We start from the raw sequence: 19,899 nt of genomic DNA, 5'->3' as shown, positions 1-19,899 counted from the left end.
GCGCCTTCGGAAAAATGACATTGCATCCCGAACATGTTAAAATGGAGGGGCACGCAAGTCAATAAAGAAAAGAGGTTGGTCGCATGAATCTAGTGCCGATCGTAGTCGAGCAAAGCAGTCGCGGGGAGCGCTCGTACGATATTTATTCCCGCCTCCTCAAGGATCGGATTATCTTTTTGGGCAGCGCCATCGATGACGAAGTTGCCAACGTCATTATCGCGCAGCTGCTGTTTCTGGCGGCCGACGACCCGGAGAAGGATATCCACTTGTACATTAACTCACCCGGCGGATCCGTAACGGCCGGAATGGGCATATTCGATACGATGCAGTTCATCAAGCCGGACGTATCGACCATCTGTGTCGGCATGGCGGCCAGTATGGGCTCGTTGCTGCTGACGGCGGGCGCCAAGGGCAAGCGGTTCGCGCTGCCCAACAGCGAGGTCATGATTCACCAGCCGCTCGGCGGGGTAAGAGGACAGGCGGCTGATATCAAGATCCACGCCGACTGGATTCTAAAGACGAAGCAGAAGCTGAACCAGATCTATGTGGACACGACTGGCCAGCCTTATGAAAAAATCGACCGCGATACCGATCGCGACTATTTTATGAGCGCGGAAGAGGCGCATGCTTATGGCTTGATCGACCGTGTGGTGACATCGCCAGAGGGTTAACCATTTCCAGTAAAGAGGTGATTGCATGTTTAAATTCAACGACGAGAAGGGCCAGTTGAAATGCTCGTTCTGCGGCAAGTCGCAGGACCAGGTCCGCAAGCTCGTTGCCGGTCCCGGCGTATATATTTGCGATGAATGCATCGAGCTGTGCACGGAAATCGTCGAAGAGGAGCTCGGCCAAGAAGAAGAGCTCGATCTGAAGGATATTCCGAAGCCGCAGGAAATCCGCCAGATTCTCGATTCCTATGTCATTGGACAGGAGCAGGCGAAAAAATCGCTTTCCGTAGCGGTTTACAACCACTACAAGCGTATTAACTCGCAAAGCAAGGTTGAGGATGTGGAGTTGCAAAAAAGCAATATTTTGCTGGTCGGTCCGACCGGATCGGGCAAAACGCTGCTTGCGCAAACGATGGCCCGTATTTTGAATGTTCCGTTTGCCATCGCCGACGCCACTTCGTTGACCGAGGCCGGCTATGTCGGCGAGGATGTCGAGAACATCCTGCTGAAGCTCATTCAGGCTGCCGATTACGATGTTGAAAAGGCTGAGCGCGGCATTATTTACATCGACGAGATCGACAAGGTCGCGCGCAAATCGGAAAATCCTTCGATCACCCGCGATGTATCCGGTGAGGGCGTGCAGCAGGCGCTGCTGAAAATTTTGGAGGGAACAGTTGCCTCCGTACCGCCGCAGGGCGGACGAAAGCATCCGCATCAGGAATTCATTCAGATCGACACGACGAACATATTGTTTATTTGCGGCGGCGCGTTCGACGGTCTGGAGCAGCTGATCAAGCGCAGAATCGGCAAAAAGGTGATCGGCTTCCACACCGGCGAAGGTCAGAAAGATCTGAAAAGCGGCGAATACCTTTCGCTCGTGCTGCCCGAGGACCTGCTCAAATTCGGTCTGATTCCCGAATTCGTCGGCCGTCTGCCGGTCATCTCGACGCTGGAGCCGCTCGACGAACAAGCACTGATTCGTATCTTGTCCGAGCCCAAAAACGCACTGGTCAAACAATACCAGAAGCTGTTGGAGATGGATAACATCAAGCTCGACTTCGAAGCTGGCGCGCTCGAGGCAATCGCGGAAGAAGCGATCAAGCGCAATACCGGCGCCCGCGGTCTGCGGGCGATCATCGAAGGCGTCATGCTCGACGTCATGTACGAGGTGCCTTCGCGCGACGACGTCAATACCTGTCTCATCACGCGCCAGGTGATCGAGGAGCGCATCATGCCGGAGCTGACGAGCAAAAAAGGCAAGAAAAAAGAGGAGAGCGCCTAATCCGGCGCGATCCGTTAGACATCATTTCGCCATTGTTCCACCCTTTGCTGCGGATTTGCTGCCCGCTCGCGGGTGGACTTTGGCGTTCATGGGAGAGATCAGCGAATGTACTTGCGTAAAGATACCGTGCCGGTGAAGGTCGGGGACTTGACGATCGGCGGCAGCGACGAGGTCATCATTCAGAGCATGTGTACGACCAAGACGGCCGACGTCGAGGCGACGGTAGCTGAAATCCTGCGTCTGGAGGAAGCCGGCTGCCAGATCGTACGAGTGACGGTCAACAACATGGAGGCGGCCGAAGCGATCAAGGCGATCAAGGCACGTATCCACATTCCGCTTGTCGCGGACATTCACTTCGACTATCGTCTGGCGTTGGCAGCCATCGAGAACGGTGTGGACAAGGTGCGGATCAATCCCGGCAACATTGGCCGGCGCTCCAAGGTGGAAGAGGTCGTCAAGGCCTGCAAGGCCAAGGGCATTCCGATTCGCATCGGGGTCAACGCCGGCTCGCTTGAGAATCATTTGCTCGAAAAGTACGGCTATCCGACGCCGGAAGCGATGGTCGAAAGCGCGCTGTTCCATATCGGCATTTTGGAGGAGCTCGATTTTTACGATATTATCGTCTCGCTCAAGGCATCGGACGTGCCGATGGCAATCGCGGCATACAGCATGGCCGCCGAGGTCATCCGCTACCCGCTCCATCTGGGCATTACGGAGGCCGGCACCTTGAATACCGGCACGATCAAAAGCTCGGCAGGCATCGGAGCGCTGTTGTCGATGGGGATCGGCAGCACGGTGCGGATCAGCCTGAGCGCCGATCCGGTCGAGGAGGTCAAGGTCGCGCGGGAGCTATTGAAGACATTCGGACTGATCACCAACGCCGCGACGCTCATCTCCTGTCCGACCTGCGGACGTCTCGATATCGACCTGTTCTCCATCGCCAACGAGGTCGAGGCGTACATCGCAAACGTCAAGGTGCCGATCAAGGTGTCCGTACTGGGCTGCGCGGTTAACGGACCGGGCGAGGCCCGCGAGGCCGATATCGGCATCGCCGGGGCGCGCGGCGAAGGCATGCTCTTCCGTTATGGCGAGATGATTCGCAAGGTGCCCGAGGCCGAGATGCTCAGCGAGCTCAAAAAAGAGATCGACGAGATCGTGCGCGTCTACGAGGCGACCGGCGAGATCCCCGGGCGCAAGCACCAGGCGGTATAAGCCGTCCCAATAAAGAGTCCTTGCTTGTGCAAGGACTCTTTGCGTCCAAGCGGCCTTTTAGAGCGGTCGCCATTGTTCCAAGCGGCACGGTTAACCTTTCCGGCACAAGGCAATACTACCAATTATCAGAATAAGGTAGGGTGTCGGGAGGAGTGGCAAATATGAATTTGACAATGATTGTGATGGTCGTGCAGGTCTTTTTTGCAATTGTGATCGGGCTGTACTTCTGGAACATGCTGCGCGGACAGAAGACGAACCGCACGGCGGTGGACAAGGAATCGCGCAAGGAAATGGATAAGCTGCGCAAGCTGCGCTCGGTGTCGCTGACCAAGCCGCTGGCGGAAAAAACGCGTCCCCAGGCGATGCAGGACATTATCGGTCAGGTGGATGGCTTGCGCGCGCTCAAGGCGGCGCTGTGCAGCGCCAATCCGCAGCATGTCATCATTTACGGACCGCCAGGCGTCGGCAAGACTGCGGCTGCGCGTGTTGTATTGGAGGAAGCCAAAAAAAATGCGGCTTCGCCATTTAGCCAAGAGGCGAAATTTACGGAAATCGATGCGACTACGGCGCGCTTTGACGAACGAGGCATTGCCGACCCGCTGATCGGCTCGGTGCATGACCCGATTTACCAAGGGGCCGGAGCGATGGGCGTGGCGGGTATCCCGCAGCCCAAGCCGGGCGCGGTCACCAAGGCGCATGGCGGCATGTTGTTCATCGACGAGATCGGCGAGCTCCATCCGGTGCAGATGAACAAGCTTCTCAAGGTGTTGGAGGATCGCAAAGTATTTTTGGAGAGCGCCTACTACACCTCGGAGGACAACAACATTCCGGGGTACATTCATGATATTTTTCAAAACGGTCTGCCCGCGGATTTTCGACTGGTCGGGGCGACGACGCGTTCGCCGCAGGAGATCCCGCCGGCGATCCGTTCGCGCTGCATGGAGATTTATTTCCGGCCGCTGCTGGCCTCCGAGATCGAACAGATTGCTTCGCATGCCGTGCGCAAAATCGGCTTCAAGCCTTGCCCCGCCGCTGTCGAGGTCGTGGCGCGCTATGCGACCAATGGTCGCGAGGCGGTCAACGTCGTCCAGCTCGCGGCCGGTCTGGCGATGTCGGAGGAGCGCGACGAGATGACGGGCGCCGACATCGAGTGGGTCGTCAACAGCAGCCAGATCCCGCCCCGTCCGGATCGCAAGGTGCCGACGGCGCCGCAGGTGGGCTTCGTCAACGGCCTCGCGGTATACGGTCCCAATATGGGAACGCTGCTGGAGATCGAGGTAAGCGCCATTCGCGTCGCAACGGGGACTGGCCGCTTCACGATCACCGGCGTCGTCGACGAGGAAGAGCTCGGCGGAGGCCAGCGCACGCTGCGCCGCAAGAGCATGGCCAAGGGCTCGGTCGAAAATGTGTTGACCGTGCTGCGGCGGCTCGGCTTTGCTCCGGACCGCTATGACTTGCATATCAACTTTCCGGGCGGGACGCCGATCGACGGGCCGTCGGCGGGCGTGGCGATGGCCACGGCGATCGCCTCGGCCATTCGCGGCGAGACGATCGACCATACGCTGGCGATGACGGGGGAGGTTGGCATACACGGCAAAATCAAACCCGTCGGCGGCGTGCTGGCCAAGGTCGAAGCCGCGTTGCAGGCCGGCGCCCGCCGCGTGCTGATTCCGCAAGACAACTGGCAAGCGATTTTTGCAGATCTGAAAGGGGTGGACGTGCAGCCGGTCGAACGGATCGAGGATGTGCTGCGCATCGCGCTTCCGGCTTGCGATCTGGAGGCGCTGAGCGCAGAGGCGGCGGCGATTCGCAGCGACGTTTTTGCCCGCTCCGGCGTATCCTATTTGCAGGCGGATTCCGCAGAATGATAAAATAGACCCATAGAGACAACGGAGGTGCTGGTATGGGACCAGGAAAATGGAAGGCGAAACGCTTGCCCCTGCTGCCACTGAGAGGGCTTCTGGTATATCCCAGCATGGTCCTTCATCTGGACGTCGGACGAGAGAAGTCGGTGCGGGCGCTGGAGCGGTCGATGGTCGAAGACCATATGATTCTGCTCTGCTCGCAGTCCGAGGTAGATATCGAAGAGCCTAGCCGGGAGGACATCTACCGGCTAGGTACGATTGCCAGGGTGAGACAGATGCTGAAGCTGCCCAACGGCACGATCCGCGTGCTGGTGGAGGGGGTCATGCGCGCAGAGGTTCAAGAGTATCTGCCGAACGAGCAATTCTACGAGGTGAACGTCAAGGAGCTGCCCGAGGAAGAGTCGGACGACCCGGAGACCGATGCGCTCATGCGCTCGGTACTCAGTCAATTCGAGCATTATATCAATCTCTCCAAAAAGGTCACGCCGGAGACGCTGGCGGCGGTATCCGATATCGACGAGCCGGGCAGACTGGCCGACGTCATCACCAGCCATCTGTCGCTGAAGATCAAGGATAAGCAGGATATCCTGGAGACGGTCCAGGTGCGCCCCCGTCTGGAGCGGCTGCTCGACATTCTCAACAACGAGCGCGAAGTGTTGGAGCTGGAGCGCAAAATCAATCAACGCGTCAAAAAGCAGATGGAAAAGACGCAAAAGGAATATTACTTGCGGGAGCAAATGAAGGCCATCCAGAAGGAACTCGGCGAAAAAGAAGGGCGTGCCGGCGAGATCGAAGAACTGCGCGCCCAGCTCGGGGAAAAGGGCGTCCCGGACGCCGTGAAGGAAAAGGTCGAGAAGGAAATCGACCGGCTGGAGAAAATGCCCTCCACGTCGGCCGAAGGCGGCATCATCCGCAATTATATCGATTGGCTGCTCGCGCTGCCTTGGCAAAAGCAAACCGACGACAACCTGGACATCGCGCGCGCGGAAGATATTCTGAACGAGGATCATTACGGTCTGGAGAAGCCGAAGGAACGCATCCTGGAGTATCTCGCGGTGCAAAAGCTCGTGCAAAAACTGAAGGGTCCAATTCTCTGTCTTGTCGGACCGCCCGGCGTCGGCAAGACGTCCATGGCACGCTCGATCGCTCGCTCGCTGGGGCGCTCGTTCGTCCGCGTATCGCTCGGCGGCGTGCGCGACGAGGCTGAGATTCGCGGCCATCGCCGCACGTACGTCGGCGCCATGCCCGGTCGTATCATCCAGGGGATGAAGACTGCCGGTACGACGAATCCGGTCTTCTTGCTCGATGAGATCGACAAGATGGCGATGGATTTTCGCGGCGATCCGGCTTCGGCGCTGCTCGAGGTGCTCGATCCCGAGCAGAACAATACGTTCAGCGATCATTTCGTCGAAGTGCCCTACGATCTGTCCAACGTCATGTTCATCACGACGGCGAATGTGGTCCACAACATTCCGCGTCCGCTGCTGGACCGGATGGAGGTGCTGCAGATCCCGGGCTATACCGAGCTGGAGAAGATGCAGATCGCCCAGCGCTATCTCATTCCCAAGCAGCGCCGGGAGCACGGGCTCGAGGAAGAGCAGCTGCGCATCGGCGAGCCCGCCTCGCTGCAGATTATTCGCGAGTACACGCGCGAATCCGGCGTGCGCGGACTCGAGCAACAGGTGGCGGCGGTCTGCCGCAAGGCGGCCAAGGAGATGGTCGCCAGGCCCGATACCGGGGCGATCGAGGTCGACGCGGAGCTGCTCAAGTCGTGGCTCGGTCCGGCCAGGTTTCGCTACGGCATGGCCGAGGTCGAGGATCAGATCGGCGCCGTAACGGGGCTGGCATGGACGGAGGTCGGCGGGGACACGCTCGTTATCGAGGTGACCGTCATGCCCGGCAGCGGCAAGCTGACGCTGACTGGCAAGCTCGGCGATGTGATGAAGGAATCCGCGCAAGCGGCCTTCAGCTACACGCGTTCGCGTGCCGTCGAACTGAAGATCGATCCGCAATTTCATGAGAAAAACGACATCCATATCCACATTCCGGAGGGCGCCATTCCCAAGGACGGCCCTTCCGCAGGCATCACGATGGCGACGGCGCTGATCTCCGCCTTGACCAACCGCTTCGTCAACAAGGAAGTCGCAATGACCGGCGAGATCACGCTGCGCGGCCGTGTGCTGCCGATCGGCGGGCTGAAGGAAAAATCGCTGGCCGCCCACCGCGCCGGAATTCGGACAATTGTGATGCCCAAGGAGAACGAACGCGATCTGCGCGATATCCCGGACAGCGTGCGCGAGGAGCTCGCTTTTATTCCGGTGGCGCATATGGACGAGGTACTGCGTCACGCCTTGACGACGGCAGCCGAGGTGCATTGAAGGTAGCATTGGAGGAACCATGAAAATTACAGCAGCCGAGTTTATTATTAGCGCGGTGCAGCCGCATCAGTTTCCGGAAGACGCCTTGCCAGAGATTGCGCTGGCAGGGCGCTCCAACGTCGGCAAATCGTCGCTGATCAACAAAATGATCAACCGCAAAAATCTCGCCCGCACGAGCTCGCAGCCGGGCAAAACGCAGCAATTGAACTATTACCGAATCAATAACGAATTTTATTTTGTCGACTTTCCCGGCTATGGCTACGCCAAGGTGTCCAAGGAAGAACGGCGCAAGTGGGGCGTCATGATCGAGTCGTTCCTCAAAACGCGGGAACCGCTGCAGCTTGTACTGCAGATCGTCGATATCCGGCATGCGCCGTCGACGGACGATCAAATGATGTACGGCTGGTTGAAGCATTACGGCCTGCCGGTCTGCATCGTGGCGACCAAAGCGGATAAGATTCCGCGCAGCAAATGGGACAGACACGTCAAGGTTGTGAAGGAGACGCTCGAGGCCGACCGCTCGGATCCGTTCGTCTTGTTTTCATCCGATACGGGAATGGGTAAGGATGAGCTATGGGGACAGTTGCTGCAAAAAATACGCGGATAAGTGAGCAAGTGCCCGAACATCGCATTGAATTGCGAGCATCCAGCATGTTGCCGACGCTGGAGCATGGAATGCGGCGGAATTTTCGCAAATATGCTGGAAAATCGCGTTCGGTGAGCAGGAATTAAACGCAATGATGGCGTATACTATTACGTAGGCAGATTTATTTCATCATTGGGGTAAGGAATACGAGGTCGGAGTGACGCGTTTTACGGTCAAGTTTAAAGAATTGAGGGAGATTTGTATGGCTCAGCGGATAGCCACCGAATACGTAAAAGCCTGTCTGCGATTAACGGAAGAAGAGATGTCCAGATTTGTTCGATTCTTTGGCGATCAGCATGTGCGCCTTCAGGTACGTGTCCTGGAAGGCGGCAACCAGGAGCTGGTGCTCGAGGATGAGGCAGGGAAGGAAGAGGTCCGTCTTACGTTCGAACGTCAGAAAGATGTCTACGTAGGTGTGCTTTCCTGTCGGCTGGTGCATCCGAAGCTGACGAATGCGCTGCGGAAGGCCATGTCCATGTTCAAGGGCGACGCCATTGTCAACCGCATATATCCGAGTTATACGATGATCTATTATTATACCGGCGGCGCAGTGCGCAAAATTGTCGAGCAGTCCCGAGGCGCAGCCCGAGTGGTCTTCGAATTAAAGGACACCATCGGCGAGCTGGAACGGAGATTTAGGAGCACTGGAGTCGAGCAAGACATTGTCCGGATTAAGCAGGCGATTAACGAACTGCTTGATCTGCGCAATCAGACGCAGCATGCACGAGAGCTGGCAGCCATCGACGATCGGCTGCGCAAGCATGCCCAAGCGTTGTTTGTTTTAGAAGCCTGATGGGTCCAGCTTAGGATTGAGCCGCGAATGCGGCTCTTTTTCTTATGCAGACAATGGAGGTCGCCCCGCCTCGGAAAGGGAAGTGCTAACCATGAGAGAGTCACGAAATAAGACGGCGGTGCATCACCTTTTTTCCGAGCTGGTTCATTATTGCATTTTGGAAGAGCTTCATTTGCCGGAGCGGACGGATCATACTGTCGTGGTCATCGCCGGCGGTATGGGAACGGTAACTGTGCAGGGCCGTAAAAATCCGATTTCCGCGGGCAGCTGTTATTATGCCTGGCCAGGCATGCATCTTCAAATTCAGCCTTTTTTCAACGAGGTATCGGCTTATGCATTTCATTTTGATCGTGTCGAACGGCGAAGCAATGCCGGTGGACAAGAGCGGGGCTACATGATGCGTCCCGACGGCGCCGCTCCGTGGGGCGAACTGACGCCACGGGAGCCCGAGCGACTAATCCGGCTTACGGTCGAATTGGCCCGGATTATGTTGGCGGAAGGGGCGGTGACAGACGTCGAGCGCGAGCGTATGTTTTCCGAATGGTTGTTCGAACTGCTGCGTCCGGCGGCGGACGTTCAGCGTCAGGGCGAACAGGGTGAGCAAGCGGTTCGTCGAATCGTGGGCTTTGTGGAGACGCATTATCATCTTGAGTTAAGGCGGGATGAATTGGCAGAGATTGCGGGACTCAGTCCCGAGTATTTTTCCGTCGTATTCAAGCAAGTGAGCGGCAAGAGTCTTACTGACTACGTGACCGAGTTGCGAATCAGGCATATGAAAGAACGCCTTTTGTTTGGCGAATCACGGCTCGGCGAGCTGGCGAGAGAAGCGGGGTACAAGGACGAATTTTACGCCAGCCGTCGCTTCAAGCAGGAGGTCGGACGATCTCCGAAGCAGTACAGTCAGACGGACAAACGTATCGTCTCGTTGAACCCGCATTTGACAATGCACTTGCTGGCACTGGGCGTGATTCCGGCTGCAACGCTCGCCTATCCCTGGGGATTCGGCAACGACTACGACGCCATGCTTAACCGTGGCAAGTGCGAGGTTCGGGATTGGGCGGACGGTTTCTCCTATGCGGAGCTAGCGAGTCTGCGACCGGAAATGATTGTGACGATTGACAATATAGAGCCCGATCTGCTGCGCGACTTTCGGCGGCTAGCTCCGACCCTGGTCGTGCCTTGGTATCTTCGGGATTGGCGCGGGCATTTTGAGACTTTAGCTTCTGCCGTAAGGCGGAGGGAGCGCAGACGCGAGTGGTTGACGGCTTTCGAGCGGCGGCGAGCGGAATTGGTTCGTTTCCGCTCTGCGCAGGGAGCCGGGGGGCGGGAGACCTGGACGGTCATCAATATCCGCGCGCACGACAATGTGTTGCTGTATTTGAAGCGCGGTATGGGTACCCAGGTCGTGTACGGCGAATTGGGAGGGCATGCGCCTGCACCCGTACACAAGGCGGTCGGGGACCGTTCGTCGCTGGCCGTGGCGCTCAATGATATCCTGCCTGCGTACGAGGCCGATCGCCTCATCGTGGCTGTGGCGCCCGCTCGGGAAGCCAGACAGACGGCACAGGCATTGCTCGACAGTCCGGCATGTCGCGGCTATCAGGCGCGGGGCGGGCGCGTTTTTTTGGCGGAGATGAGCCGTTGGCATGGGTACGACCCGATCTCGATATCATGGCAGCTCGAAGACCTGCGGAAATGGCTGGTCTTATAATAATCCAAACAATACCTTACGAGAGCCTATGGCGACGAACCCTATTTTACTGATAAGCTTTTTACTGAAAATGAGAATCACTATCAGGAGGGGTTTGAGTGAGGAATTTCTTGATCGTATTGCTGACGTCGCTTGCACTCGCACTCGTGCTGTCGGCTTGCGGAAGCGGCGATACGCCGCCGGAATCAGGAGGCGGCGCGGCGCAGGAGAATCATATTGAGCAGATCGCGCCTTCGGCGGACAATGATGATTTGCATCAAGCGGAGCATTCGGACGACGCTGCGGGAGAACCGGAAATGCGGGAATTCGAGCATGGCAAGGGCGTGAGCCGTATCCCGGTGCATCCGGAGCGAATCGTAGCCATTCAATATACCGGAGCCATGTTGGCGCTCGGAGTCAAGCCCGTCGGAGCGGACAACGAATGGGCCCAATACCCGCTGTTGCGCGACGAATGGACGGACATTCCCCATGTTGGAGACCCGTGGACCGGACTGAATCTGGAGAAAATCGTAGCGCTGGAGCCGGACCTGATCGTCACGCATGTGGAGGACACGTACGAGGAGCTATCCAAGATTGCTCCGACGCTATGGATTCCGTGGTTGACGTATGATCCGCCCCAGCAAATCGAACTGTTCGGCGAAATTCTTGGCAGGCAAGAGGAAGCTGCGGCCTGGCTTGAGCGTTTCGAGCACAAAGTGATGCAGACCAAAGCCGAGGTCGAAACGATTATCGATCCTGAAGAGACAGTCGCTATTGTCAATATTCGCCCACAAAATTTGTTTGTTTACGGAAACAAGGCAATGGGCGGCTATGTCATATACGAGCTCCTGGGGCTCAAGGCGCCGCCGCTTATTCGCCGGGAGGTGTTGGACAAGGGGTTGGGGCAGCTTGAAATTTCGCTGGAGTTGTTGCCGACCTATGCGGACGCCAATCGCCTTTTCGTCTCGGTGCTGGAGCAGGAAGGCGGCGCAGAGCGGGCGGAGGAGATCCGCGCCGGCGGTGTTTGGCAAGCTTTGCCGGCGGCGCGGGACAAGCGGATTTCGAGCCTGGATTGGAACACTTTTTTTACGACCGATCCGATCTCAACCATGAAGCAGTTGGATGCCTTTGTCGAATTGCTGCGGGCGCGACAGCCGGATTGACCGGCGAAAGGCGCAAATTTAACATTAAGAATTCAAAAAAACTGTTGCATTTCTGCGCGATAGATGTTATTTTTAGTTTCGTTGAAATGAATAATAGGAACCAGGATTCACTCAGGACATGGAATGTTGCGAGAGACTATTCCCTCGGGTAGTGAATGACGTAGGTCCTAGCGGATGAAATTTTTACACATTTTATTCCTAGGAAGGGGGAACCGAAAGATGGAATATTCAACTTTCGGAAGACACGTGGCTGTTGATACTTGGGGAGTGGATTTTGATCTCCTGAACAGCTCGGAATCATTGCAAGCCCACATGGTGGAGGCTGCCGAAGCGAGCGGTGCTACTGTCCTCTCCGTGCAAGCCAAGCAGTTTGAACCGCAAGGCGCGACGGTACTCGTATTGCTGTCGGAGAGCCATCTCTCCATCCATACGTATCCCGAGAAAGGTTTTGCCGCACTGGACTGTTACACCTGCGGCGAGACGGTGGATCCGCAGTTGGCCATTGATTACATGCTGTCGGTGCTGAAGCCGACGACCGCGCATGCGAAGAAGTTGATTCGCGGCTTGGGCGAGCTCAAGGTTGAAGAACCGACGATGAAGCACGCGGAGCTAGTCTAGTACCGCGCTGCGATAACGACAATGAAAAAATGACTGGCCATGGAGCGTTCCATGGCCTTTCTTTTCATGTTTGGACGGACAAGCGCAAAAAATGTCAAAGCGGCGTATAGCAGCTGCAGGTTTGGGCGCACACTAATTCGGGATTGTTTTCATAATTTTCATATTTGAAACCGAATTGCAGGATTGTCTATGCTATAATGATTGAAGAATACAAACAAGAGGCAGGTGAAACGCGCATGCACATCATTGCAGTCGGGCTGAATCATCGCACGGCACCGGTCGAGGTCCGCGAACGCTTTACGTTTGCCGAGCAGGATCTTCCGCTCGCCATCGAGCAGCTTAAGCAGACGACCAGCATTTTGGAATGTGTCATTGTCGCGACCTGTAACCGGACGGAATTTTACGCGGTTGTGGACCGCCATCAACTGTGCGGGCATTACATTCGCAGCTTCATGGAGCAATGGTTTCATTTACCGCGCGAACAATTTACGAATCACCTGTACATGTACGAGGATGATGGCGCCATCGAGCATCTGATGCGTGTAGCGAGCGGTCTGGACTCCATGGTCATCGGCGAGACGCAGATTCTGGGACAGGTGCGCGACGCATTTTTGCTCGCCCAGCAGCATCGCACGACAGGTACGATTTTTAACATGCTGTTCAAGCAAGCGGTGACGCTGGCCAAGCGAGCGCATTCCGAAACGATGATCGGCGAATCCGCGGTATCGGTCAGCTATGCGGCCGTCGAGCTTGGCAAGCGCATTTTTGGTCAATTCGCCAACAAGTCGGTCATGATCCTCGGCGCAGGCAAAATGAGCGAGCTCACCGCGAAGCACATCTATGCGGGCGGCGCCAAGCGCGTCATCGTCGTCAATCGGACCTACGAACGCGCGGTCATGCTGGCGGACAAATTCAACGGCGTGCCGTGGTCGATGGAAGAGGCCGTGCGTCAGCTGCACGAGGTCGACATCGTCATTAGCTCTACCGGTGCAGAAGGCTATGTGCTGAGCCGCGAGCAGGTGGAGCAGGCGATGTACCGGCGCAAATCGCGCCCGTTGTTCCTGATCGATATTGCCGTGCCGCGCGATCTCGATCCGGCCATCGGCGCGGTCAACAACGCTTTTTTGTACGATATCGACGATCTTGAAGGCATCGTGGAGAGCAACCTGGAGCAGCGTCGCAAGGAAGCGGCCAAAATTGAAACGATGATCGCAGGCGAGCTGGCCGCATTCAAGCAATGGTACAAGACGCTCGGCGTCATCCCGTTGATCCGTACGCTCCAAGACAAGGCTGCTACCGTGCATCAGGATACGATGGCGAGCCTGCTCAACAAGCTGCCCGAGCTCAGCGAGCACGAGCAGAAGGTCATTCGCAAGCTGACCAAAAGCATTGTCAATCAACTGCTGCACGATCCGATTCTGCGCATCAAGGAAATGGCGGACGACAAGCATTCCAAGGAAGCGATGGACATGTTTGTGAAGCTGTTTGCGCTCGAGGAGCCGCTGGCGCAAGCGGCCGAGACCGAACGGTCGGCCAAGCCCGCGGCGCAGCCGCCCAGAACAGAAGCCGGCCGCGAACGCCCGCATACCGTGGTAAGCGGGGCTGCGCCCGTACACATTTGAGCCGATTGCTTGAGAGATTGGCCTTTGGCGCGAAGGAATTGGGGAGGCCGCCATGCATCTGCAAACGATTCTTTATCACATGATGATTTATATCTACGCCCTGAGCCTGCTGTTTTATTTCTCCGATGTCGTCGACGCGAGCGGGAGAGCAAAACGGACCGGCACAGGGCTGCTTATTTTCGTATGGATCATGCAGACCGGCCTGCTCGTGCAGCGCATGATTATGGATATGAGCGCTAACGTGGTCACGCTCTTCGATTATTTGTTTTTCGTCTCCTGGCTGCTCGTGACGGTATCGCTTGTCATGAGCCGCTTTTTTCGAATTGAGTTCCTGGTTTTTTTTGTCAACGTGTTCGGCTTTGCGATTGTGACCTTGAATCTGTTTAGCCGCCCGGACGCACAGATCCAACTGGCGACTTGGGCGTTGGTGCGCGAGCTGCTCTATGTACATATCAGCTTGATTGCTTGTGCCTACGTGGTGCTCGCCATCGGCGCTATTTTTTCGGCCATGTACCTGTTCCTGCACCAGCAACTCAAGCGCAAGCACTGGAGCAAGCCGATGCGGCGCTTGCCAAGCCTGGAGTCGATTGACCGCTACGCCTTTCGCTGCGTGCTAATCGGCACTCCGCTATTGATTCTGTCGCTGGCGGTTGCCATCACGTCGATTCTGGTCGAGGGCCGGGCTTTGTTGCTGCTCGACTGGAAAGTATTCACGACGATGATCGGCGTCGGCGTCTACGTCGCCTACTTGCTGAGGCGGACCTTGCTGCTGCAGACGGGGCGTCCGACCGCGATCTGGAATTTGATTGCGTTTTCGGTGCTGGTCGTCAATCTGTTTTTGAATTCGCTCTCCCGGTTTCATGATTGGTCCTAGAAGTGTGGTGAAAAAGTGAGCCGCCGTGTCCGAAATACGTTTCCGACCGCCGTTCCTCCCCAATTTCTTAACTGTAACCACTCAGAGGAAGAAATTGAGGAGCAAAAGGGCGGACGCTTTGCTTCTCCAACGCATTTTCGGCCACTCTGGCACTTTATCACCGCACTTCTTAAGAGGGGGTATAACAGTTGCCGGACTATTATCCGATGATGCTGGATGTGCGCGGGGCCCGCTGCGTCGTGGTAGGGGGCGGCGCGGTGGCCGCGCGCAAGGTTCGCGGATTGCTGGCGGCCGGGGCGTCCGTGCATCTGATCGCACCGGAGCTGGGGGCGCCGCTAGCGGATCTGCTGCGGCAAGGGTCTGTGACCGCTTCGCAAAGGGAATACCAGAGAGGAGATCTGGCAGGGGCCGGGCTCGTTTTTGCGGCGACTGCCGATGCCGCGGTCAACGCCGCCGTGGCGAAGGACGCCAGAGGCGCGGGCCTCTGGGTCAACGTGGCCGATGACGGCCCGGCTGGCAGCTTCGTCACACCCGCGGTCGTGCGGCATGGACCGCTCGTGCTGGCCGTCACGACAGGCGGCGCCAGCCCGGCGCTGGCCGCGCGCATTGCCGGAGAGCTGGAGACGCGCTACGGCGCAGCTTACGGCTGCTTCGCGCGCTGGCTGGGAGAACTGCGCGCCCATGTGCGCATGACGGACATGCCGGAGCAGGAACGCCGCCGCCTGCTGCGCGAAGCGCTGGACGCACCGCCGGAGCTATGGCGGGACATGCCCGAGGACGAGACGACCTGGATGCGCGTCATCGAACGCTTGCAGGATGGTCTGAACAGGAGGATATAACTATGGACAAGCAACCCAAACGCACCATCGTCGTCGGCTCGCGCCAAAGCGCGCTGGCGCTTACCCAGACCGAGCAGGTCATCGCCGATCTGAAAAAGCTCAGCGAGGCGCACGGGCTGAACCTGGACTTTGAAATTCGCAAAATCGTCACAAAAGGCGACCGGATCGTCGATGTCACCTTGTCGAAGGTAGGGGGAAAAGGGCTGTTCGTCAAGGAAATCGAGCAGGCGCTGCTGGATGAGACGATCGACTGCGCCGTGCACAGCATGAAGGATATGCCCTATGAACTGCCGGAGGGGCTGACGAACGGCGCGGTGCCGCCGCGCAAGGACGCGCGCGACTGCCTGATCACGAGAGGGAATGTCGGGTTCGCCGAGCTGCCGCAAGGGGCCAAGGTCGGAACGAGCTCGCTGCGCCGCTCCAGCCAGCTCAAGCACGCGCGCCCGGACCTGCAGGTCCACTGGATTCGCGGCAATATCGATACCCGCATGCGCAAGCTGGAGACCGAGGGCTTCGACGCCATCGTGCTTGCCGCCGCCGGGCTCGAGCGTATGGGCTGGGTCGAGCGAATCTCCGAATACGTCTCGGAGGAGCTCTGCGTGCCGGCTGTCGGGCAGGGCGCTCTGGGCATCGAATGCCGCGAAGCGGACACGCGGCTGCGCGAGCTGCTGGCGCTGTACAACGATCCGATCGCCGAACGCGCGGTGCGGGCCGAGCGCAGCTATCTCGGGTCGCTGAACGGCGGCTGCCAGATTCCGATCGGCGCGTATGCGACCGTAGGCGAGGACGGCAAGCTCGAGCTGACGGGGATCGTCGGCTCGCCGGACGGCGCGCAGCTGCTCAAGGAGCGGGGCGAAGGCGACGACCCCGAAGCGCTCGGGCGCAGCGTGGCCGAGCGCCTCATCGCGCGCGGCGCGGATCGCATATTGGCCGAAGTAAGGGGATGAGAGAGTGGACAAGGGGATCGTATATCTCGTAGGGGCCGGACCCGGCGACCCGAAGCTGATCACGCTGCGCGGGCTGGAATGCATCCAGGCCTGTGACGTCATTGTGTACGACCGGCTGGCCAGCCCGCGGCTGCTTCGCTATCTCAAGCCGGGCGCGGAGCGCATCTATGTCGGCAAGCTGCCGGACCGGCACACGATGAAGCAGGAGGAAATCAACCGGCTGCTGGCTGATTTGGCGCTGCAAGGCAAGGTCGTCACGCGGCTCAAGGGCGGGGACCCGACGATCTTCGGCCGCGTCGGCGAGGAAGCCGAGCTGCTGCATGTCCACGACATTCCCTACGAGATCGTGCCGGGCATTACCTCGGCCATTGCCGTACCGGCCTACGCGGGCATTCCGGTCACGCATCGCGAGCTCGCCTCGTCGCTCTCGATCATCACCGGACACGAGAGCCCCGATAAGCTGGACCGGTCGATTCACTGGGACAAGGTGACGAATGCGACGGGCACCCTGATCTTCCTCATGGGCGTAGCCAAAATCGGCTATATCACACAGCAGCTGATGAAGTACGGCAAGCCGGCCGCGACGCCGGTCGCGCTCATCCGCTGGGGGACCCGCGTGGAGCAGGAGACGCTGACCGGGACGCTCGAGACGATCGAAGCACAAGTGCTGGCCGCCGATTTTCGGCCGCCGGCCGTTATTGTCGTCGGCGAAGTCGTGCGCCAGCGCGCGCAATTGGCCTGGTACGAGCGCAAGCCGCTGTTCGGCACGCGCGTGCTCGTCACGCGCGCCCGCACCCAGGCGAGCGAGCTCGTCCAGCGCATTGAGCAACTGGGCGGCGAGCCGCTCGAATATCCGGTGATCGAGACGCGCGCGCCTGCCGATGCCGCGAGCGCCGCTGCCATCGAGGCGGGGCTGCGCGAGCGGCGCGCCTACGATTGGCTGATTTTCACCAGCGTCAACGGTGTCGAGTACTTCTTCCGCTGGCTCGGACGGCTCGGTCTCGATATCCGCCGCTTCCACGCGGCGGCTGTGGCGGCGGTCGGACCGGCTACGGCAGAGGCGCTGCAGCTGCGCGGCGTGCTCGCCGAGGTGCTGCCGGGCCGATACGACGCGGAGGGGCTGCTGGAGGCGCTCGGCGATCGTCTGACTCCGGGACAGCGCGTGCTGCTGCCGCGCGGCGACCGCGCGCGCGCGGTGCTGCCCGATACGCTGCGCGCCCGCGGCCTGGAGGTCGTAGATCTGCATGTGTACGAGACGGTACTGGCCGAGCATCAGGACGAGGATGCGCTGCAGATGCTGGAGCGCGGAGAGGTCCATCTGGTCACCTTCACGAGCTCCTCGACGGTGACCAATCTGCTGGAGCTGCTGCGTCGCCAAGGCGCTTCCGACCCGGCTGCGCCGCTCCGCGCGGCCGCAATCGCCAGCATCGGGCCGGTGACGACGAAGACGGCGCTGGAGGCCGGACTTCAGGTAGATGTGGAAGCGGCAGAAGCGACGATTGACGGACTGATTCATGCGATGATCGGGCATGTGGCCCGCACGAGAACAAAGGAGGAAGCCTGATGAAATTCCCTGTCGTACGCCATCGACGGCTGCGCCGCACGGCTGCGCTGCGCAGCATGGTGCGGGAGACGCAGCTGGACACCCTCGATTTGATCGCGCCGATTTTTGTGACCGAAGGCCATGACGTAAAGGAAGAGATCGCCTCGATGCCGGGCGTCTATCACCTGTCGCTGGATCGGCTGGAGGATGAGATTCGCGAGATCACGGAGCTCGGCCTGGGCGCGGTGCTGCTGTTCGGCGTGCCGGACAGCAAGGACGCGGTCGGCTCCACGGCCTACGCGGAGGACGGCATCGTGCAGCGGGCCACGCGCGCGATCAAGGCGCAGGCGCCGGACCTGCTCGTGGTGGCGGATACTTGCCTCTGCCAGTTCACCGATCACGGCCACTGCGGCGTCGTGCATCAGGATCCGGGAGGCGGCGGAGCGGTCATCGACAATGACGAGTCGCTCGCGCTGCTGGCGAAGACGGCGGTGTCGCAGGCGCGGGCGGGCGCGGATATCATCGCGCCGTCGAACATGATGGACGGATTCGTGCATGCCCTGCGGCAAGGGCTGGACGAGGCCGGCTACACGCATATTCCGATCATGTCCTACGCGGTCAAGTACGCTTCGGCATTCTACGGTCCGTTCCGCGACGCCGCTCATTCGACGCCCCAATTCGGCGATCGTCGCACCTATCAGATGGACCCGGGTAACCTTCGGGAGGCGCTGCGCGAAGCCCGCGCCGACGCCGAGGAAGGCGCCGACATGCTGATGGTCAAGCCGGCGATGGCTTATCTGGACGTGCTGCGGACGCTGCGCGAGCATTTCGAGCTGCCGCTGGTGGCGTACAACGTTAGCGCGGAGTACGCGATGATCAAGGCAGGCGCGAGCAACGGCTGGCTCGACGAAGAGGCGGTGGCGATGGAGCTGCTGCTGGGCATGAAGCGCGCGGGAGCGGATTTGATCATTACGTACTTTGCCAAGGATGCGGCCCGCTGGATGCGCCGGCGCTGCTAGTTCGCTTGCTGCGCCGATGCGAGACGGGCCAGGTCGAGGACGACGCCCGCGCGGTCGATCAGGAGGATGCCCTTCGCTTGGCAGTCCCGCACGACCTGGCGGAGGGCCGACTCGGGCACGCCGGCCATCTGCGCCAGCTCGTCGAAGTTAAGCGGCAGCGACATGGTGATGCGTGCGCCGCTGCGCGCGCCGTAGCGGTTCATCAGGCGAATCAGACTTTTGATGACGCGGGTGCGTGCGTCGAGGAAGGTCAGGTCGGAGACGTGCTCGTTCGTATCCCGGAGGCGCCGGCACAGCTCGGCCATGATGCCCCGGGCGATGTCGAAGTGCTCCTTGAGCAGGCGGTGAAAGCTGTCCTCCGTGATCGCCAGCAGCGTGCAGTCCTCCAGAGTCTGAGCCGACGCTGAGCGGGGAAGACCGTCGATGAGCGACAGCTCGCCGAAGCTGTCGCCTGCCCGAATAAGGGCGATCATCTTTTCGGCGCCGTCGACGCGGGTGAAGATTTTGACGGAGCCCTTAAGCACGATATAGAAGGTAGCGCCGTGGTCTTTTTCATAGAACAGCATAGTGCCGGCTCTGTGTACGGATTGCCGGGCAATTGACAGGATGTGCTGCAATTGGGCGTCGGTCAGACGCTCGAACAGCGCATTCATTTTCAACAGCTCGATCATGAGGACTCGCTCCTTGTCCATATGGCAATGTTTGACTGTAGTGTATCATAACGATTCGACAATAAACAG

17 protein-coding genes are annotated in these 19,899 nt (G+C 59.0%); 16 read left to right on the top strand and 1 reads right to left on the bottom strand.

The features are described 5' to 3' along the window. Positions 1-83 precede the first annotated feature (83 nt). The 16 genes from clpP to hemB all read left to right on the top strand — a co-directional run bounded on the left by clpP (position 84) and on the right by hemB (position 19,159). Positions 84-671, top strand: coding sequence for an ATP-dependent Clp endopeptidase proteolytic subunit ClpP (clpP, locus tag IDH44_RS05535; RefSeq protein WP_190915485.1), 588 nt, complete (start codon positions 84-86; stop codon positions 669-671). A gap of 25 nt (positions 672-696) precedes the next feature. Next, the gene (gene clpX / locus IDH44_RS05530) at positions 697-1,950 is read left to right on the top strand and encodes an ATP-dependent protease ATP-binding subunit ClpX (RefSeq protein WP_190915483.1); all 1,254 of its coding nucleotides are present in this window, start codon (positions 697-699) and stop codon (positions 1,948-1,950) included. Between the two features lie 105 nt (positions 1,951-2,055). Then, positions 2,056-3,162 (top strand): flavodoxin-dependent (E)-4-hydroxy-3-methylbut-2-enyl-diphosphate synthase, encoded by a 1,107-nt coding sequence (ispG, locus tag IDH44_RS05525; protein WP_190915481.1) that lies wholly within the window; start codon positions 2,056-2,058, stop codon positions 3,160-3,162. A gap of 161 nt (positions 3,163-3,323) precedes the next feature. Further along, positions 3,324-5,030 carry an ATP-dependent protease LonB gene (gene lonB / locus IDH44_RS05520; RefSeq protein WP_190915479.1) on the top strand — a complete coding sequence of 569 codons (1,707 nt, stop codon included), beginning with the start codon at positions 3,324-3,326 and terminating at the stop codon, positions 5,028-5,030. Positions 5,031-5,065: 35 nt separating this feature from the next. Then, positions 5,066-7,405, top strand: a complete 2,340-nt coding sequence (gene lon / locus IDH44_RS05515; RefSeq protein WP_190915477.1) for an endopeptidase La — start codon at positions 5,066-5,068, stop codon at positions 7,403-7,405. A gap of 19 nt (positions 7,406-7,424) precedes the next feature. Then, the gene (gene yihA, locus IDH44_RS05510) at positions 7,425-8,012 is read left to right on the top strand and encodes a ribosome biogenesis GTP-binding protein YihA/YsxC (protein WP_190915475.1); all 588 of its coding nucleotides are present in this window, start codon (positions 7,425-7,427) and stop codon (positions 8,010-8,012) included. Positions 8,013-8,208: 196 nt separating this feature from the next. Continuing rightward, positions 8,209-8,844 carry a non-ribosomal peptide synthetase module gene (locus tag IDH44_RS05505; protein ID WP_317890120.1) on the top strand — a complete coding sequence of 212 codons (636 nt, stop codon included), beginning with the start codon at positions 8,209-8,211 and terminating at the stop codon, positions 8,842-8,844. Between the two features lie 91 nt (positions 8,845-8,935). Next, positions 8,936-10,555 carry a helix-turn-helix domain-containing protein gene (locus IDH44_RS05500; RefSeq protein ID WP_190915473.1) on the top strand — a complete coding sequence of 540 codons (1,620 nt, stop codon included), beginning with the start codon at positions 8,936-8,938 and terminating at the stop codon, positions 10,553-10,555. A 98-nt stretch (positions 10,556-10,653) separates the two neighbouring features. Then, positions 10,654-11,697, top strand: coding sequence for an ABC transporter substrate-binding protein (locus tag IDH44_RS05495; protein WP_190915471.1), 1,044 nt, complete (start codon positions 10,654-10,656; stop codon positions 11,695-11,697). Between the two features lie 219 nt (positions 11,698-11,916). Further along, positions 11,917-12,315 (top strand): adenosylmethionine decarboxylase, encoded by a 399-nt coding sequence (gene speD, locus IDH44_RS05490; protein WP_190915469.1) that lies wholly within the window; start codon positions 11,917-11,919, stop codon positions 12,313-12,315. A 236-nt stretch (positions 12,316-12,551) separates the two neighbouring features. Continuing rightward, positions 12,552-13,937 (top strand): glutamyl-tRNA reductase, encoded by a 1,386-nt coding sequence (gene hemA, locus IDH44_RS05485; protein WP_190915467.1) that lies wholly within the window; start codon positions 12,552-12,554, stop codon positions 13,935-13,937. A 52-nt stretch (positions 13,938-13,989) separates the two neighbouring features. Then, the gene (locus tag IDH44_RS05480; protein ID WP_190915464.1) at positions 13,990-14,811 is read left to right on the top strand and encodes a cytochrome C assembly family protein; all 822 of its coding nucleotides are present in this window, start codon (positions 13,990-13,992) and stop codon (positions 14,809-14,811) included. 188 nt (positions 14,812-14,999) lie between these two features. Beyond that, entirely contained in the window at positions 15,000-15,650 is a 651-nt protein-coding gene (locus IDH44_RS05475) for a precorrin-2 dehydrogenase/sirohydrochlorin ferrochelatase family protein (RefSeq protein WP_190915462.1), read from the top strand. Positions 15,651-15,652: 2 nt separating this feature from the next. Continuing rightward, positions 15,653-16,597: a hydroxymethylbilane synthase gene (gene hemC, locus IDH44_RS05470; protein ID WP_190915461.1), complete on the top strand. Its 945-nt coding sequence runs from the start codon at positions 15,653-15,655 to the stop codon at positions 16,595-16,597. A gap of 4 nt (positions 16,598-16,601) precedes the next feature. Continuing rightward, on the top strand, positions 16,602-18,161 hold the full coding sequence (cobA, locus tag IDH44_RS05465) for a uroporphyrinogen-III C-methyltransferase (RefSeq protein WP_190915458.1): 1,560 nt from the start codon (positions 16,602-16,604) through the stop codon (positions 18,159-18,161). Next, a complete protein-coding gene (gene hemB / locus IDH44_RS05460; protein ID WP_190915456.1) occupies positions 18,161-19,159 on the top strand; it encodes a porphobilinogen synthase in 999 nt (332 codons plus the stop codon). Before cobA ends, hemB begins: the two co-directional genes overlap by 1 nt. Here the strand turns inward: hemB and IDH44_RS05455 are convergent. Next, entirely contained in the window at positions 19,156-19,830 is a 675-nt protein-coding gene (locus IDH44_RS05455; protein ID WP_190915454.1) for a Crp/Fnr family transcriptional regulator, read from the bottom strand. The two genes, hemB and IDH44_RS05455, sit on opposite strands and share 4 nt — an antisense overlap. Between the last annotated feature and the right edge of the window lie 69 nt (positions 19,831-19,899).

The sequence above is a fragment of the Paenibacillus sabuli genome, from assembly GCF_014705605.1.
GTDB classification, from domain to species: domain Bacteria; phylum Bacillota; class Bacilli; order Paenibacillales; family Paenibacillaceae; genus Paenibacillus_D; species Paenibacillus_D sabuli.
This window is presented reverse-complemented; position numbering and strand designations above follow the sequence as displayed.